The sequence below is a fragment of the Enterobacter cloacae complex sp. P40C2 genome (assembly GCF_014930695.1).
Classification (GTDB): Bacteria; Pseudomonadota; Gammaproteobacteria; order Enterobacterales; family Enterobacteriaceae; genus Enterobacter; species Enterobacter pasteurii.
In genome coordinates this window covers 21,215-38,349 of record NZ_JADBRP010000009.1, presented here as the reverse complement: position 1 = coordinate 38,349, position 17,135 = coordinate 21,215, and the positions used below count along the sequence as shown (strand labels likewise).

Annotated in this window: 16 protein-coding genes and 1 tRNA gene; 8 read left to right on the top strand and 9 right to left on the bottom strand. The window is 55.9% G+C overall.

Going from position 1 to position 17,135, the window contains the following annotated elements; translation table 11 throughout:
• Positions 1–85 precede the first annotated feature (85 nt).
• The 3 genes from IM304_RS15640 to IM304_RS15630 form a co-directional block, all read right to left on the bottom strand.
• Positions 86–2,269, bottom strand: coding sequence for a TonB-dependent siderophore receptor (locus IM304_RS15640; protein ID WP_193355951.1), 2,184 nt, complete (start codon positions 2,267–2,269; stop codon positions 86–88).
• 221 nt (positions 2,270–2,490) lie between these two features.
• A complete protein-coding gene (gene yahO / locus IM304_RS15635) occupies positions 2,491–2,766 on the bottom strand; it encodes a DUF1471 family periplasmic protein YahO (RefSeq protein ID WP_148419378.1) in 276 nt (91 codons plus the stop codon).
• Between the two features lie 236 nt (positions 2,767–3,002).
• Positions 3,003–3,079: transfer RNA gene (locus IM304_RS15630), tRNA-Arg, on the bottom strand.
• 303 nt (positions 3,080–3,382) lie between these two features.
• Between IM304_RS15630 and IM304_RS15625 the strand changes: the two genes are divergently transcribed.
• The 3 genes from IM304_RS15625 to fimZ all read left to right on the top strand — a co-directional run bounded on the left by IM304_RS15625 (position 3,383) and on the right by fimZ (position 6,227).
• The gene (locus IM304_RS15625; protein ID WP_193356033.1) at positions 3,383–4,045 is read left to right on the top strand and encodes an EAL domain-containing protein; all 663 of its coding nucleotides are present in this window, start codon (positions 3,383–3,385) and stop codon (positions 4,043–4,045) included.
• A gap of 24 nt (positions 4,046–4,069) precedes the next feature.
• Positions 4,070–4,786 carry a response regulator transcription factor gene (locus tag IM304_RS15620; RefSeq protein WP_148419379.1) on the top strand — a complete coding sequence of 239 codons (717 nt, stop codon included), beginning with the start codon at positions 4,070–4,072 and terminating at the stop codon, positions 4,784–4,786.
• An 808-nt stretch (positions 4,787–5,594) separates the two neighbouring features.
• Complete coding sequence (gene fimZ / locus IM304_RS15615; protein ID WP_148419380.1) at positions 5,595–6,227, top strand: fimbria biosynthesis transcriptional regulator FimZ; 633 nt, start codon at positions 5,595–5,597, stop codon at positions 6,225–6,227.
• Positions 6,228–6,277: 50 nt separating this feature from the next.
• Here fimZ and sfmF read toward each other — a convergent pair whose 3' ends face one another.
• The 6 genes from sfmF to fimA all read right to left on the bottom strand — a co-directional run bounded on the left by sfmF (position 6,278) and on the right by fimA (position 12,284).
• On the bottom strand, positions 6,278–6,799 hold the full coding sequence (sfmF, locus tag IM304_RS15610; RefSeq protein WP_176610994.1) for a fimbria assembly protein: 522 nt from the start codon (positions 6,797–6,799) through the stop codon (positions 6,278–6,280).
• Between the two features lie 9 nt (positions 6,800–6,808).
• The gene (fimH, locus tag IM304_RS15605; RefSeq protein ID WP_193355950.1) at positions 6,809–7,816 is read right to left on the bottom strand and encodes a type 1 fimbria D-mannose specific adhesin FimH; all 1,008 of its coding nucleotides are present in this window, start codon (positions 7,814–7,816) and stop codon (positions 6,809–6,811) included.
• Positions 7,809–10,367 carry a fimbrial biogenesis usher protein gene (locus IM304_RS15600; RefSeq protein ID WP_193355949.1) on the bottom strand — a complete coding sequence of 853 codons (2,559 nt, stop codon included), beginning with the start codon at positions 10,365–10,367 and terminating at the stop codon, positions 7,809–7,811. Before IM304_RS15600 ends, fimH begins: the two co-directional genes overlap by 8 nt.
• Before the next feature lie 14 nt (positions 10,368–10,381).
• Complete coding sequence (gene fimC / locus IM304_RS15595; RefSeq protein WP_176610997.1) at positions 10,382–11,074, bottom strand: type 1 fimbria chaperone FimC; 693 nt, start codon at positions 11,072–11,074, stop codon at positions 10,382–10,384.
• A 34-nt stretch (positions 11,075–11,108) separates the two neighbouring features.
• Positions 11,109–11,651, bottom strand: a complete 543-nt coding sequence (gene fimI, locus IM304_RS15590) for a type 1 fimbrial protein subunit FimI (RefSeq protein WP_148419384.1) — start codon at positions 11,649–11,651, stop codon at positions 11,109–11,111.
• Between the two features lie 69 nt (positions 11,652–11,720).
• The gene (gene fimA / locus IM304_RS15585) at positions 11,721–12,284 is read right to left on the bottom strand and encodes a type 1 fimbrial major subunit FimA (RefSeq protein ID WP_148419385.1); all 564 of its coding nucleotides are present in this window, start codon (positions 12,282–12,284) and stop codon (positions 11,721–11,723) included.
• 310 nt (positions 12,285–12,594) lie between these two features.
• On the opposite strand from fimA, the gene folD reads away from it, so the two are divergent.
• The 5 genes from folD (at position 12,595) to IM304_RS15560 (ending at position 17,104) form a co-directional block, all read left to right on the top strand.
• Positions 12,595–13,461 carry a bifunctional methylenetetrahydrofolate dehydrogenase/methenyltetrahydrofolate cyclohydrolase FolD gene (gene folD / locus IM304_RS15580; protein ID WP_148419386.1) on the top strand — a complete coding sequence of 289 codons (867 nt, stop codon included), beginning with the start codon at positions 12,595–12,597 and terminating at the stop codon, positions 13,459–13,461.
• Between the two features lie 2 nt (positions 13,462–13,463).
• On the top strand, positions 13,464–13,676 hold the full coding sequence (ybcJ, locus tag IM304_RS15575; protein ID WP_023334767.1) for a ribosome-associated protein YbcJ: 213 nt from the start codon (positions 13,464–13,466) through the stop codon (positions 13,674–13,676).
• A 233-nt stretch (positions 13,677–13,909) separates the two neighbouring features.
• Positions 13,910–15,409, top strand: coding sequence for a PTS transporter subunit EIIC (locus tag IM304_RS15570; RefSeq protein WP_193355948.1), 1,500 nt, complete (start codon positions 13,910–13,912; stop codon positions 15,407–15,409).
• An 83-nt stretch (positions 15,410–15,492) separates the two neighbouring features.
• The gene (gene malI, locus IM304_RS15565; RefSeq protein ID WP_148419388.1) at positions 15,493–16,509 is read left to right on the top strand and encodes a Mal regulon transcriptional regulator MalI; all 1,017 of its coding nucleotides are present in this window, start codon (positions 15,493–15,495) and stop codon (positions 16,507–16,509) included.
• Positions 16,510–16,582: 73 nt separating this feature from the next.
• Positions 16,583–17,104 carry a metal-dependent hydrolase gene (locus IM304_RS15560; protein WP_148419389.1) on the top strand — a complete coding sequence of 174 codons (522 nt, stop codon included), beginning with the start codon at positions 16,583–16,585 and terminating at the stop codon, positions 17,102–17,104.
• The last annotated feature ends 31 nt before the right edge of the window (positions 17,105–17,135 follow it).

Genomic DNA, 17,135 nt, shown 5'->3' with positions numbered 1-17,135 from the left:
ACAGTGTAAGAAGCTTTTATTACAATTTTATAACACGATACGGAAGGATGGGGGCATCCCTGCCCCGGATAACGAGGTGGAACGCTTAGAACTCGTAGCCCACCGAGACCTTAAAGGTACGCGGTTCGCCCTGAGTGATGTAGGTGCCGGAATCGTCCACGCTTGACCAGTAGTTTTCGTTGGTCACGTTGTCGATGCCTGCGCGCACCGTCATCTGGTTTTCATTGTGGTTCACCGCGAAGCGATAGCGCATGCCCAGATCCAGCGTGGTGTAGCTGTCCAGCTTTTTGGTGTTCGCGAGGTCGGCATACTGCGCGCCGGAGTGGTTAACGCGCGCGGTAGCGGTCAGGCCCTCAATCGGCCTGATGTCGTACTCTGCGCCAAGCACGGCGTAGAAGTTCGGAATACCGATCGCGTCGTTCCCCTGGTTCACGCCGTTTTTGGTTTTGGTCAGCTCGGCCTGAAGCCAGGTGGCGCTGGCGTTCAGACGCATCCCGAGCGTTGGCTCGCCGAAGACGTTCAGCTCCACGCCACGGTTACGCTGTTCAGCGTCCAGGCCGTAGTGGCCGCTGTCGTCGAGGATCGCCGACGGCATTTTGATCTCAAACAGCGCCAGGGAGCCGCCCACGCGGCCAAAGTCCGCCTTTACGCCCACTTCATTCTGCTTAGAGTGAACGATACCGGTGCTCTGGCCGTAGTTGTTCGCTGAGCGAGGCGCGGTTTCACCGGGCTGTAACGCTTCGGTATGGTTGGCGTAGAGCGAGATTTCCTCCCACGGCTTATAAACCACGCCGTAGGTTGGCATCCAGCGGCTGCCGTCAAAACCGTCCGCGTCGTTTTCCGCACCGGTAATTTTGTTGTACCCGCGAATCACCACTTTCTGATGGCGTGCGCCTGCGGTAAACAGCAGCCTGTCGTCCAGCACGCCCAGGGTATCGCTCAACAGCCAGCCCTGCGTGCGGGTACGCCCGCTGGTCAGCGGATCGCTGTATTTGCCGCCTGAGCCGTTGAAGTTGGAGCTGTCCGGCATCGCGACGCCGGTGTTGTGGTAAATGTTGGTGGTCGGGTTATCCGCCGTCGCCGACATTTTCCAGGCAATTTTTTCGTTTTTGGTCATCGCGGAGTACCCCACGTTGACCTTGTGCGATACGAAGCCGGTAGTGAAGTTACCGCGAATGCCCGCCATGCCGCTGACGGAATCGCTGATACGGTTGGTATCAAGACGGCTGACCACCGCATTACCGCTTTTATCCATCAGCTTCGGCGCGCTGTAGATCCCCTCTTCATGCGCGTGCTGCGCGCCGAGGCCGGTATAGGCCGTCCAGCTATCGGTGATGTCGTACTCGCTGCGCCACATCCCGAACTCGTTTTCGATATCGCTGTAGGCCCACTTCTGCGAGAAGTTGCGATCGTTCTTCGGTGGTTCAGGCACGAAGTCCACCGCCGAGATGTTGACGCTGGTCGGGCTGCCGTGGAAGGTTTTTTTCTGATAGCCCAGATCCAGGGAGGTGCGGAAACGGTCGCCTTTGTAATCCAGACCGGTAGAAAGCAGCGTGGTGCGGCGGCGGTCGTTCGGCACGCCGGTTTCGCCTTCACGATGCACAAGGTTTACCCGCGCGCCAAACTGGTCGCTATCGCCAAAGCGGCGGCCCGCATCCAGCGTGGTGCCAATCTGGGAATCCGAGGTGTAGTCCACGCCCACTTTTGCCTGCGGGACGTCGCCCGCGTGTTTTGGCTCAAGGTTAATCATCCCGCCCACGCCGGAGCTTGCCGCGCCGTTCATCAGGGAGTTTGCCCCTTTGAAGATCTCGATGCGGTCGACCATCTGGGCATCCACCACCTGACGCGGCAGCACGCCGGACAGGCCGCCAAAGGTCATGTCATCGCCGTCAAACTTCAGGCCGCGGATGCGGAAGGTTTCGGCGCTGTTGCCGTACCCCTGAACGAACTGCACGCCCGCGTCGTTAGCGACCACGTCGGCAATGGTTTTCGCCTGCTGATCCTCCACCAGCTTCGAGGTGTAGCTGATGATGCTGAACGGCACGTCCATGGCGTTCTGCTGACCGAGCATTCCCATGCGGCCGCCGTTGGCCACCTGACCGTCGAGGAAGGCGGGCACCAGCTGGTCGCCGCCGGGCGTAAATTCACTGGCCGGAGACGACTGAACAACAATGGTCTCCTCTTTTTTCTCATCCGCCGCGAAAGCGGAGTGTGTCACCGCGCCAACGGCAAGCGCCAGCAGCGTTTTGTGCATTGTGGTGTTGTTCATAGTGAGCTCTTAAAGTGCGCGCAAAAATGGCCCGTCGTCGGGCCTTAGAATTTAATGAATGAAATGCAAATGAGAACTATACGTATTATCTATGCGTTATCAAGCGTCGCTGCGCATTTCTGGATGAGAAAAAAGTTTAAGCGTTGAGAGGGGCCGGGAAGACGGGGAGGCGGGAAAACGTGACGCGCAATCACCCCGCGCGCGGGGTGATTGCTAAGTCATTATTTCTTCTTGTAAATATCTGCGGTGCCGTGAATTTTGTTGTTCGTGTTACCGGAAGTCAGCACCAGCACGTCTGCGCCTTCTTTATCGGCTTTCTCGATCAGCTCTTTTTTCGCGTCATCAACCGAGACTTCATTAGACGTATTCACCGTGCCAATTTTTTCATACTGTGATTCTACTTTCTCGAAGTCATTTTTTGTCATCAGTTCAGCGGCAAAAGCGTTAGTGGTGAACAGAAACGCGGTTCCCAGCAAAACAGCAGTCGTTTTTTTCATAACATTTTTCCTTGAGATTAAGCAGCAATTACGAAAAGCCCCGCCATTCAGAGCGAGGTAGTATGAGCATGGTAGAGGAACGGCAGAATTGCCATAGCCTAAGGAAAATACTGTTATAACAGACAATTGTGCTGTCAAAAATGCGCGGTAACTCGATTTTCGGGTTGGGTGTCCCAAATATGTCCCTTAGGAGAAATGAGGAGGGAGTAAAGCAGGCGAAATGCTATGAAATTTAATGGCACGCCCTGTAGGATTCGAACCTACGACCTACGGCTTAGAAGGCCGTTGCTCTATCCAACTGAGCTAAGGGCGCACGGAGAAGAGTGTACTTCGCGGTGATGAAACGCCTGGAATTATACGGTCAATGCGTAGTGAGTCAATGCCTTTTCCGTCTTCTCTGCCGATAATAACTAGCTGATTGTAAATACGGCTGTTTTTTCAACATTTCCCCCCCTTTCTCCTGCTGCGAAAAGGCTTAGCCGCTTTTAAGTAACGCCTGCTGTTTTCCTGTTTGCTTCGCCTTCACACTGTCCTGCGGTATCCCGGCCGCCAGGAGGCCGGAATAAAACAGGACGACGGAGTGACGGCGCCAAATCAGACATGCTTCCCCTCGTGCGTGCAGCACATCTCACGCGACATTACCGGCATCAAGCTTGAACCCATTGTCGCCCTCTCCTCTTCACGCACCGTGGGGGCCGAAGTGCTCAGCGTGCTGTCAGGGCATCAGCAAAGTGAAGGATTTTTCCGCAACTGGTCCGCGGCCCGCGCGCTTATGCTGCTGGAAGCGCAGATCGCCGCGTTAAAAAACCCCTTTCCCTGTGACAACCTTTTCATAAATTTGCCGATAACAGTTCTGATCATCCCGGAAATGTTCCAGCGTTTACTGGAACTTAACAGCCCACCGCTGAACATTGAGCTCACAGAGCCAGCCACGTTCTTTTCGCTCTCAGAAACGACGCGTCTGAGGGTGGTTTGTGCACTTGAGCAGCTGACCGCGCGGGGGCACAGGATCTGGCTGGACGATATTGACGAGGCGTCAGGTCGCGCATTTTTACCCTGCCGTCTACCGTTAAGCGGGATAAAAATCGATAAAATCGCGTTCTGGCGTTTACGTGCAACGCCGGCGCTGACGGAGTTGGTCACTCTTTGTTCGAAAATCGCTGCGGATGTGCTTATCGAAGGCATTGAAACGGAAAAGGATCGTGCGTGCGCGCTTCAGGCTGGCGCGCGCTTCGGTCAGGGATATTATTGGCCATCCTGGAGATGGCAGGAGGACTGAACGGTCATCGCCAAGAGGGAAGCTATGCGAATGACAGTACGCCGTTACCGGCGGCGTCGGACAGGAAGTGATTCACTGGGTTTTACGCACTCGCCTTTTGCTCTCCCATTTTTTGATCGTCTCGAATATTTGAGCCAGTCAATCAACCAGACCCGCAAAACCGATGCTCCCTTTATCATTCTGGTCACGCAGGATAATTTTTTCCGTTCCGGTTTTCTGAGCGGGCAGTCGCCCCTCAGCAACTGCTGTGACTATCCCACGCTGGAAGCCGCCCTCAGCGATTTAAATCACTGGCCTTCTTCTCGTCTGGTGGTCGACATAGAGAGCCGCGCCTCTCCGCTAATCGATTTGCTGGATAGATTAAGACGCCACAGCCTGTTCCCGCCCTACCTGACGCCCTACCTGCTTATCCGCGCTGACGACTACGACACACGCCTGTTTTGCAAAGCGGCCGGCCCTTTCCACGTGCTTGAACGGCAGCTTACGGCCCCCGCCATGCAGCAAGTGCTTCTCGAAACGCCTGCGCCTCCCGGCCAGCGGAAAGAGTGGTTTTCGCGTGAGGAGTGGCCCATCCTCCAGGCGCTGTCGCGGGGAAATTCCCTGCGGCAGATCGCACAGTTACAAAACCGCCCCTACAGCCGCATTATTTACCGTCTCAGCTGCATTCTGGCGAAACTAGGGCTGAATCATCGGCACGAGTTGCTACATCTTCTCAACAACTTATCAGATTTCACGTATTAACGTATTCAGTAACCCTATAATTCCTAAAGGGCTTTAGGAATTTACTTAGGATATATGTTAAATTTATGTTATTTTTAACATAAGTTTCGATTTTATAACTATTCCTAATTTCTCCGTTTGAACCATGTGAAATGCTGCATTTATAAAAAACGCCAGGGCTTTAATCCATGCGTTAAGGATTTGGCGCATGCGTTAACAGGATGATAATGGTGTAAAAACAATCGATTCAGCTGTTAAAGAAGCCCATATGACGGTCAGAGAACAGCAGATCCTGCTATTGAGGTTCCTCAGGCGTCCAGCCGGGATCGGGTTTAAAAAAGGAAGAAAAAGCACGCGGGACGGCGGCACTGAAGGGTGTTAAACGTCCGAGAAGGAGGCTATCTAAGCGCCATTTCTGTTAACATTTTTGCAACACACAGGAAGATCGTTTATTTTTTGTTATTACATAAAGACGAAAGCGTGTGGTAAATGCAATATCAGGATAATTTTGCTAATTTTAAAAAATTAGCGTTTCAGATCCAGAAGATAATAATCAGCAATACAGCGATATTAATTTACAGGCTTTTCGGACAATACTTAAGCGGTATAATAAGACGTGTTTGACACACGAATAAGAAAAATCATTTTGCCCTGACCAGCCTTATGAGATAACTGCGCTGAGGCATTGATATCACACTACGTAAACAAGGATGCTTTCGCTCTTCACCGGGACATTTACCGTAGAAGGATCTGCGCAATTATCCTTCCGGCTTTTCGAGAGTTTTTACAAAACTCAGCATAACGCTTTTAACAATCTGAGGCATAAAAAATGAAACCGGCATCCGTTATCATTATGGACGAACATCCTATCGTCAGAATGTCGATAGAAGTCCTGCTACAGAAAAATAAAAATATCCAGGTAAAGCTGAAGTCAGGCGACAGCCACGAAGTGCTTGACTGTATACGTAACCACCCTATCGACCTGGTCATTCTTGATATTGAAATGACAGGCACGGACGGGTTCGTTTTACTCAAAAGAATCAGGAACTTAAACAAAGATATTAAAGTGCTTTTCCTCTCTTCAAAATCGGAAGCCTTCTATGCCGGCCGCGCCATTCGCGCCGGGGCCAACGGTTTTGTCAGCAAGCGAAAAGATTTGGGAGAAATTTATAACGCGGTGGAAATGATCCTGATGGGCTATTCTTTTTTCCCGTCAGAAACGTTGAGCTTTATAAATCATCTGGGCTCCCGAACAGGTGCCGCTGCGGATATGCCATTATCGAACCGTGAGGTGACGGTGCTGCGATACCTGGCGAACGGATTATCAAATAAGGAGATTGCAGATCAATTATTACTTAGCAACAAAACAATTAGTGCCCATAAGTCTAATATCTATTCCAAGCTGGGTGTGCAAAGTATCGTTGAATTAATTGATTACGCGAAAGCGCACGAATTACTCTAACCGGATCCTCTCCCTGCAGCGAATAACCGTTACAGGGAGAGCTGACGTGATTAATTATAATTAATCATAAAGGTTGCATCCGCGTCGGCGCGGCCCGGCTGCGGGTTATCTGCCGTGGCGATATAATTGGCATAAAACGACAGCTCAGCATTTCCCTGCGCATCGATCGCTACCGGCTGGCTGGCCTTCTGCATCGCGAGGCGCGTTTTATCCCTGTCACGGATCTCCACCGCAACGTTGCTGGCCGCGCTGGCATCATTTAACGCGAGCAGGCTGCTGTCGCGCCCGTCAACCTTACCCGTAAACGTTACCGACGCCGCCCCGGGCGGACAGCCGGTTAGCTTAAGGGTGAACGGCACGGGCTGCGTTCGGCTGCCCGTGGTGCTGAGCTGTTTCGTCGGCCAGGTGCCGAGCGTGACGGTTTTATTGCTGTCGTCCCCCTCCGCCACGCAGGTAAAATCCACAATATTGCCGTAGAGCTGAATGTTAATTTCCCCAAGCGCCGTCTCTGCCTGCGCCTGCGCGCAAAGCGTCAGGAGCGCCAGAGAGATATACCGCATCCCGTTTCGCATACCTGCTCCTTAGTCGTAATCAACGCGCAAATAGCCGCGAGAGGTGAAGCGTCCCTCGGCCGGTTTTTTGCCCGTAACGCTGACGGGCCACGCGCGGATCCCCACCTTTGCCTGAGCGCTGTCGTCCAGGCGGAACGGGATTTTGCTGGTCAGGTTGTTTGGCGTCAGCGGTACGCCGTTTTCATTGGCTATCACAAATCCCACGTCCGCGTTATCGGAGACCAGCGTACTGCCCGACACCTTCTCCGCTTCGACGCGCATCGTGAGCATGGCGTTCGCCTCAACGTTGGTGCATTTGATGGCGATGGTTTTGCTCTGCGCCGAGACCCCCTCCGGCTTGTTCCCGATGCCCGCCTTGCTGAACAGGGACGCGCCAATATCACCAAAGTCGAACTCCACCACGTTCCCGGCGTTAATTTCACAGCTCTGCGGCACCTGAATAATGCCGCTGTAGCTGATGGTATAAACCGGCGTGGTGAGCGGATCCGACGCCGTCGTGGTGACGTAGACCCGAAACATGGTCGCATGCGGAATAACCACCATATTGATAAAGCGCCGGGTGACCTTCAGACGGAAGACGAGGCTGGAATCCTGTACGCCAAATGGTCTGTTTTTGGAAACATTCGGGTGGCTACCCATCTGAATATATTTTTTTGGGGGGTAAAAGACGCCAGCGTAGCTGTCGGTGATTTTCATGGCCCCGTCAAGATAGTCGTTAAGCTTCAGATACTGGTAGCCGTCGCTGGTGCTGGTGATCGGGTAATCGGTAACGTAGCTGCGCTTGGTGGTGTTGCCTGACGTTCCCTTGGGGCAGACGGCGTTGACGCCTACCCACTGGGATTTCTCGCTAAGCGTGACGACCTGCCCCACCTGGTTATTGGAGCTATTGAATTTGTCCGTCAGGTCGTAATGCACCTCGGTTGGCACGCCTTTTTCATTGACGCAGACGGTGGCGAAGGCGCTAGCTACGGGCATTAACGCCAGAAGGGATAACCCCAGATAACGGATTTTAATCACAGCGGATCCCCTTAAGTGTGATCGCCTGTTGCAGGCTCTGTTCCGGCAAGCTGTAGGGCGCACGGCACTGGGACTGCTTCCCGTCGCCCCACTGAATCAGCAGTTCCCCTTCCAGCGGCAGCCCGCTCAGGTAAATCTGCCCGTCATCTCCCACCATGCTGGTTACGCCGCTTTGCGTCTCGCGCACCACGGCGCCAAACGGCACGGGCTGGTTATCGCGCTTCACGGTGAGCAGCGCGCGCACGCCGATGCGGGTATCGAAGCTGGCGCGCACCAGCGCCCCGTTCGTCGGCACGACGCTGGAGACGTTATTTTCAATGTCGGTATTGTTGCTCATGGTGTTGGTGTCGAGCGCCACGCGGTTGTAGCGGTACACCGTGGCGTACGGCATCACCGCATAGCCACGCCAGTCCGTTTTGACCCCGGTCTGGTTTTCGACGCTTACCCCTGAGGCGCCCGGCGCTTTGATCAGCACGTTGGTATCCCCCAGCGGCTGGCTGAACGTCACGCCGTCTGCGTGCCCCACCACGCCGCCGGAAAGCTGCCAGTTGAAATCGTGCCGGTCGCGGGAGTAGTTGTAGCCCGCGCCCAGCGTGCCGTACGTTGCCTGCCAGCTGGCGCTGGCGCTGCCGCTTGCGCCGTTGTTGCTGGTGTGGCCCTGCGTGACGCTGTAGTTCAGGTTACGATCGTCGAGCAGGGTGCCGCTCACGCCGGTCTGCCAGCTGGTATCGCCGTCGCTGCTACGGCTGGCGGAGGCGGTGGCATAGGCCCGGTCGATCGCGCTATCGCGGCGGTAGCCGTGACGGGTGAACAGGCTGAACGGTACCGAGACATTGAACGAGGCGATACGGTCGGTTCCGTCAATCCCGACGGCCTTGTTCCACGACCACGACAGGGAGTAGTTGACCCCCTTCACCCCGCCCGCATAGCCGAGCTGGTACCAGACGTTTGACTCGCTGGTGCCCCAGTAGCTTTGCTGGCTACCTGACACGTAAACCGAGCCGTAATCCCCGAGCGACTGAGAAATGTTGAGCTGGAAACGACCTTTTTTATTCAGCGTCAGGTTATGGTAGCTCTGCACGTCCGGCACGCCGTCATCATCCCGATCGTCGCCATACTGATAGCCTTCCATAGAGCGCCAGGCCACGTCGTCGAGGGTATAGAAGCCTTTGGTGGAGTAGCGGTACCCCAGCAGCTGGAAGTTGGTGCCGAATCCGTTAAGGGATTTGGCGTACAGGAAACGCAGGGACTGCCCTTCATGGCGGCTGTCGTCTGCCAGCTGGCTGCGGGCGTGGGTAAGATCGAGCGAGACCGCGCCCCAGTCACCGAGGTTTTTCCCGGCGCCAATGGCAATCGCCGTATACCGCGAGGCCAGCTGCGTCCCGCCGTACAGCGTGTAGCCGTCGGCAAGGCCCGCAATCATTGTCCCCTGGGAGAAGAACGGGGTGTCCTGCTCGCTGTTACCGCTGCGATAGTCCCCCGCCACCAGATCGTACTTCCAGCGCCCTTCACGCTGGAGCAGCGGAACGGTGGAGTACGGGACGGTGTAGCGCTGCTGGCTGCCGTCCTTCTCTTCTACCGTCACCTCCAGGTCACCGCTTGAGGAGGTCGGGTTAAGATCGGTAATGGCAAAGGCCCCCGGCTGCACGTAGCTCTGGTAGATAACGTATCCGTTCTGGCGGATGACGACCTTAGCGGGGGTGCGGGCGATCCCGCGCACGGTAGGCGCGTAGCCCTGAAGGCTGTCCGGGTACATGCTGTCGGACGAGTAGAGTCGCCCGCCGCGAAAACCGACGCTGTCGAAGACGTCGTTACCGGTGTTGCTGTCGCCGAGCACCAGCTCGCTTTTCAGCGGAATGACCGTGCGCTGCGCCCAGGTGCCGATATTTTGCCAGCTGCTGTGCCGCTGGCCGTTGCTTTCGGTGTAGCGCCACGCGCCGTTGTTGCGTAATCGCCACGCACCGTAGTTCAACCCGCTTTGCAGGTTCAGATAATAGCTGTCGTCGTCGCTGCCGCGGTTGCCGGTAAAGCTATAGTTTACCAGCGCGGCAGGAATGCCTTCATCCCACTGCTCGGGCGGGATGTAGCCCCGGGCGCTGTTTTGCATCGCCACCTGCGGCAGGCTGACGTTCAAACGCTGCGACGCGAAGTTGAACGCCGTTTCGCTGCCGGGAATAGCCGTGGCAAGCGGAACGCAGGTATCGCCCTGCACGTTGCTCAGCTCCGGGAAGGCGGCGATATTGACGCCAAAGCGGTCGAGCATCGCGGGCGTAATACAGGGCGCCAGGCCGCCCGCGACCGGCGGCGTGTTGTCGGCTTGCTCAAAACGCACGTCCTGGGTGCCGATAAACTCATCGTTACGCCAGATATCGACGCGATAGACGCCCGGGGCCTGCTGGTGGCCCTTTTCAAAGCGCGACAAATCCGCCACGCTCGCCGCGTCATCGGAGAGAAACGCCGGGTTAAAGTAGCTCTCGCCCCAGCCGGCATGCGGCCAGAGCGTTGCCATCAGTGCCAGTGCAACCGGGCAGTAACGCCATTGAGTGTTCATCGCCCTGTCTCTGCTCACAGGCTGACGCTACGCGCCGGCGTAATGGCGCCATAGTCGTTTACGCTCTGCCAGGAGAGCGTGCCGCTGGCCGCGGACGGCAGCACCTGCTGGGCCGAGCTTTTCGGCGCGACCATCAGGTTGTCCAGCGTCTTACCGCCAAGCTTCAGATTGACCAGCGTGACGTAATACGGCGAGGCATTGCTCACCTTCAGGTGGTTGCCGGCGCGCTCAAAACGCAGCTGCGAGAGCGCCTCTTCTGGCGGCATCGCCAGGTTAGCCGGGCGAACAAACAGCTTGATGCGTGACAGAATGGCCAGCTGCAGTACGTTGTTGCCGTCCTGATTTTTTTTGCTGACGGACGGAATCGCTTTGACGTTCATGTAAAAGAGCGATTCGCGATCGGCGGGCAGCGCCGGGCCGGCGTAAATAATGCGCAGCGTGTTTTCGCTGTCCGGCTCGCTGACAAACAGCGGCGGCGTGACGGCAAAGGTTTTTTCTTTTTGCCCGTTCGCATTTTCAATCCACGCGTTAATTAAATAGCGCTCTTTTTTATTGCTGTTGGTGATCGCCAGCGACGTTTGTTTTGCATCGGCCGGATAAATAACGCGCGTCGCGCCCAGCGCAATTCCGCCGGACGCATTCGCGCTGGCAGAGATCGTCATCAAAATAAAAGTTAAAAACAGTCCAGGTTTAATCAGGGTGTTCATCACAACCGTACCTTTAATAATGGGTTCGCAGGCGTCAGGGATAAATCAGCGTAAACCAGACATTCGACTGAATATTGCCTGGCACAAGGTGTTCGGAAATTACGCGGTAGCGGGCGCTAAAATGAAATGCCAGCTCCGGGGCGTTAACGGGTAACCAGCTGACCGCCGTCGCGTTCGGGATGATCTGACGCTGTTGGTCGTCAAAAAGCGCCAGCCCGACCCCGCTGCTGACCGCGTTTTCCCCCGGCCGCGATGTCGCCAGGAAAACCTGCGGATCTTCTGCGGGCGTCACCCCCTGGAACTGGATCCCCACGGTGCGGGAGACATCCACGCTGCAATCCAGCAGCCTTACGGTGAAGGGCACGTTAACCGTGGAAAAACTGCCGACGCCGGAAAATGAGTTCGTGCGGTATTGCCCCATATCCACGCGCATGTTCTGGCTGTCCGGAGCCACGGCGCAGCCGCCGTTGACCAGTTCTCCTCTGAGGTGCACTTTGCCGCCGTCAATCACAACGGTATGGGCGTTTACCGCTGGGGCAATCGCAAGGGCAAACAGCAGTATCCCAGTCCTTGTCATCCTTCGCTCCCGGTATCAGCGATTAAAAGACCTCCTCCCTGAGGCCAGCCACGTCCCTGTAAACAGGCATTACTCGTATTTCATTACGAAAGTAGCGTCCGCGTTTGCCTGGCCTGGCGCGGTGGTCGCAGCCGTGGCTTTATAGCGCGCGGTGAAGTTCAGGATGTTGGTCCCTTCGATCAGGCTCTGCGCCGCAGAGAAGGAGGAGCCGTCTGGGGTAAGCGTGGTGGATTTGCTGTCGAGGATCTCAATGCCCACGCCTTTCGCGGAGTTGTCGTTGTTACCGGAGCTTACCGCCAGCAGGGTTTTGTCGGTTGCGTCGATCTGACCGGTGAACGCAACAGCAGCGGTTTTCGCTACCGCAGGATCGCAGTCGTTCAGCTCGATGGTGAACGGAACGTTGGAAGAGGTATCACCGACTTTGGTGAATTTCGCGGTACGGTACTGACCGAGCTTAACCGTCTGCTCGGAAGAGTCAGTATTTACTGAACACGCGGCATTCACTAATTCACCTTTAAAATGCACGGTACCACCGTTAACGGTGACAGGGGTAACAGGATCTTCTGCGTGAGCGGCACCCGCGACCAGGGCCAAAGTTGCAATAACAGTAGAAGCAATGTTGCTGAGTTTCATGTCTATTCCTTTAAAATGTAAATAACCCTTCCCGTAAACGATCGGGAATAAGAAATACGTTCAATTAAAAAATTGAAGGCTTATTTCGGAGGAAACAAAGTAGCTCAGGAATGTATTTTGTAATATGTCAAAACGCTGCCATTTAGCCAGGTCACATCCTAATCCCGACTAAGAAATTGACCATGCCCCAGGAAGGGATTTTGCGGTTCGTTGATGAAATCTGGCAAAGGGTGACTGACAGCGGCCCTCGCTTCTGACAAAATACGGGCAATCCCCCCTTTCTAACGTTACAGACGGAATCTTCTCTCTGATGGCAGCAACGATTATTGACGGTAAAACGATTGCGCAGCAGGTGCGCTCTGAGGTCGCGGAAAAAGTGAAGGCGCGTAAAGCGGCCGGATTTCGCGCGCCCGGGCTGGCCGTTGTGCTGGTTGGCAGCAACCCGGCTTCGCAAATTTATGTCGGCAGCAAGCGCAAAGCGTGTGAAGAGGTGGGCTTCGTCTCCCGCTCTTACGATCTGCCGGAAACAACCAGCGAAGCGGAACTGCTGGAACTTATTGACACCCTGAATGCCGATAAAGCAATCGACGGCATCCTGGTTCAGCTGCCGCTGCCTGCGGGCATCGACAATGTGAAGGTGCTGGAGCGCATCGCCCCAGACAAAGACGTTGACGGTTTTCACCCGTATAACGTCGGCCGCCTGTGCCAGCGCGCGCCGCGCCTGCGTCCGTGCACGCCGCGCGGCATCGTAACGCTGCTGGAGCGCTATAACATCGACACCTACGGCCTGAACGCCGTGGTGATTGGCGCCTCCAACATCGTGGGCCGCCCGATGAGCATGGAGCTGCTGCTGGCGGGCTGCACCACCACCGTCACCCACCGCTTCACCAAAAACCTGCGCCACCACGTTGAAAACGCCGATCTGCTGATCGTCGCGGTCGGCAAGCCGGGCTTTATTCCGGGCGAGTGGATCAAAGAGGGCGCAATCGTCGTGGACGTGGGCATTAACCGTCTCGAAAACGGCAAGGTGGTCGGCGACGTAGTATACGAAGATGCCGCCGCGCGCGCGTCTTACATTACCCCGGTCCCGGGCGGCGTAGGCCCGATGACGGTAGCAACACTCATTCAGAATACCTTGCAGGCGTGCGAGGAGTATCACGACGTAGAGGACGCGTAACCATGGCAACTTTTTCTTTAGGTAAACACCCGCACGTTGAGCTGTGCGATCTGCTGAAGCTGGAAGGCTGGAGCGAAAGCGGCGCGCAGGCGAAAATCGTGATTGCCGACGGCCTGGTGAAGGTCGACGGCGTGGTGGAAACCCGCAAGCGCTGCAAAATTGTCGCGGGCCAGACCGTAAGCTTTGAAGGTCAGAGCGTGACGGTTACGGCCTGAGCTGTCTGATGCCCTCACCCTAACCCTCTCCCACAGGGAGAGGGGATAAATATCCCCCCACACTCATCGCGGTTAATTATCGATCAACTTCAAATAATCACTTTTCCCTCTGGTGAAATGTGAAAATTAAGTTGCACGATTTTCAGACTTTCCCCACGATAAGTAGAACGTTCTACTAAAACGTTCTACTTACAATAACGGCGCTAAAAAAGCGCTACTCGGGGGAAGTCAGCATGAGTCTGATATCAGGGTTTGTTAAATCGTTGTCTAAGCTATCGATGATTGGTCGCGCCTTAATGCTGCCAATTTCACTGCTTCCCGCCGCTGGCCTGCTGCTGGCCTTCGGCGACAAGTTCCACCTGCCGCTAATGATGAACGCCGGCGGGGTTATTTTTGATAATCTGCCGATGCTCTTTGCTATCGGCTCTGCCGTGGGCCTGGCATCGGAATCGGGCATCGCCGCCCTCTCTGCGGCGGTCTCGGTGTTTGTCACCAATATCACCATTAGCACGGTGCTGAGCATTACGCCGGAAATGGCCGCTCAGGGCGGGAAATACGCCATGGTGGTCGGGATACCGACCTTGCAGATGGGCGTCTTTGGCGGGCTGATCTGCGGTATTCTCGCCGCAGGGTGCTATAACCGCTTTCATACCATGCAGCTGCCGGAGTTTCTCGGCTTCTTCTCCGGCAAGCGTTTTGTGGCAATTGCGACGGCGTTTCTGTCGTTCCTGCTTGGCCTGCTGCTGCCGTACGTCTGGCAGCATATTCAGTCCGGGATAGACGCCCTGTCCGTAGTGGTGAATGGTGATAACCAGGCGGCCTCGACCTTTATCTTCGGATTCGTGGAGCGCGCGCTGATCCCGCTCGGCCTGCATCATATCTGGTATCCGTCCTTCTGGTACTCGTTTGGCGATTACACCACTCAGGCGGGACAGGTGATCCACGGCGACCAGACCATCTGGTTCAAGATGCTTGAAGAGGGGGTGAAATCGTTCAGCAGCGACACCTACCAGAACGCCGGTAAGTTCATGCAGGGTGAGTTCCCGCTCATGCTGTTTGCGCTCCCTGCGGCGTGCCTGGCGATGTACCACGAAGCGCACACTAAAAACAAAAAAATCGCGGCCGGTATTCTGTTTTCTGCGGCGCTGACCTGCTTCCTGACGGGGATCACCGAGCCGGTAGAGTTCACCTTTATTTTTGTGGCCCCGATCCTGTACATCTTCAACGCCGTCATGGCGGGCCTGGCGTACATGACCATGTACCTGATGCACGCGCATATCGCCAAATCCTTCTCGGCGGGCTTTATCGACTACCTGTCGTTCGGGATCCTGCCGTCGTTTAACGGCTATCAGACCAACTTCCTGAACGCCATCATCATCGGCATTCCGATGGCGCTGATCTACTACTTCACGTTCCGCTTTGTGATCCGCCGTTTCGACGTAAAAACACCGGGTCGTACTGAAGTGACCGCCAACGTGAATGACAAGTCCGATTCCGAACTTGCCACCGAAATCATCACACTGCTTGGCGGCGCGCAGAACATCGACTCCGTCGGCGCCTGTATCACCCGCCTGCGTCTGGAGGTGGCGAAGAGCGAGGCGGTGGATAAGGATGGTCTGAACGGGCTGGGCGCGCGCGGCGTGGTATTCGTCGGCGACAACGGCATACAGGTGATTTTCGGTGCCAGAGCACAGTTTATCGCCCAGACCATGTCCACGATGATTGGCAAATAATAAGATGCCTGAAGGAGGCGTCTCCTGTACGCTGGGGGACGCGTCTTATCCGGCTGATATTCGGTACAATTCAGGGAGCGGTTTTGAAGAAAGTCAGCATTATTGATGTTGCAAAGCATGCGGGCGTGTCGGTCTCCACCGTCTCGCTGGTGCTGCGCCAGAAGGGAAAAATCTCAGAAGCGACGATCGGGAAGGTCAATGCTGCCATCGATACGCTGGGCTATGTTCATAACGTCGCCGCTGCCAACCTCCGCGCCAACACCTCCAACGTAATCGGCCTGATCCTGCGAGACTTTAGCGACAGCTTTTCCATCAAGGTGATGGCGAGCATCGTCCAGGAGCTGGAGAAGCAGGGCTATATGGTTTTTCTCGGTCAGCCGCTGAACGACGATGAACACCTTGAACGGACCCTGCTCTCTTTTAAGCAGCAGGGCGTGGCGGGCGTTATCTACCTGGCGTCGGATACCCGCACCGCAGCGCTGCCGGAACACATTCGCCAGTGCCCGCTTCCGCTTGTCGCGGTGTCGCAGTCTTTGCTGGACGAGAAATGCAACCTGGTCATGCGCGATAACCGCCAGGCGGCGAGCCTGGCCGCTCGCTACCTAATCGGGCGCGGGCACCGCAACATCGCCTACATCGGGGGGCGCGACGGCTGCCGCATCCGCGAGGAGCGTCTGCTCGGTTTTCGCAGCGCGATGACGCAAAACGGGCTGGTCTGGCGTGACGACTACTCCCCGGCCTGCACCGACGACACGCGGGCGGCTGCACTGGTGACTCGCCAGCTGCTGGAGAAGAACAATACGATTACCGCCCTGCTCTGCCACTCGCCTGATGCGATGATCGGCTCGATAACCGGCATTCACCAGGTGGGGCGTACGGTGGGAAAAGATGTCTTCTTGACGCAGCAGGTGGCGCTGATTGGTTTTGAAGATATGCTCCACGTGAATCTCACGTCACCGTCGTTTACCTACGTTTCGTCTGCCAGTGAAGAGACGGGCCGCCAGGCCGCGGGGTTGATGATCCGCAAGCTAAAAGCGCCGGAGCTGCAAACCCAGCGCATTACCCTCTCCGGGCAGCTTATCGCGCGCGAGTCGGCGTAAAATCAGAATTTAGCACGGGTTTGCCGGAAGGGAACTGCTGCTATATTTCCATGATTTGCCATGGATAAATGCAATGCCTACCGTTATCACCCACGCCGCTGTTCCCCTGTGTCTGGGCTTAGGGCTCGGAACAAAAATCATCCCTCCCCGCCTGTTGTTTGTCGGGATCGTCCTCGCCATGCTGCCGGATGCCGACGTGCTGGCGTTTAAATTCGGCGTTGCCTACGGCAATATTTTCGGCCACCGGGGCTTTACCCATTCGCTGCTGTTTGCCTTTGTGGTGCCCATACTCTGCGTGCTGGCGGGTCGACGATGGTTCAGGGCCAGCCTGACGCGCTGCTGGCTGTTTTTAACCGTGTCGCTGCTGTCGCACAGCCTGCTGGATTCTGTAACCACCGGCGGGAAAGGCGTCGGCTGGCTGTGGCCATGGTCAGATGAACGCTTCTTTGCGCCGTGGCAGGTCATAAAAGTCGCGCCGTTTGCGCTGTCGCGCTATACCACGCCGTACGGGCATCAGGTCATTATTTCGGAACTGCTGTGGGTGTGGCTGCCGGGGGCGGTACTGATGGGATTGCTGTGGTGGAAGCGGAGGTAAAAGCAAAACGGCAACTCACGTTGCCGTTTTT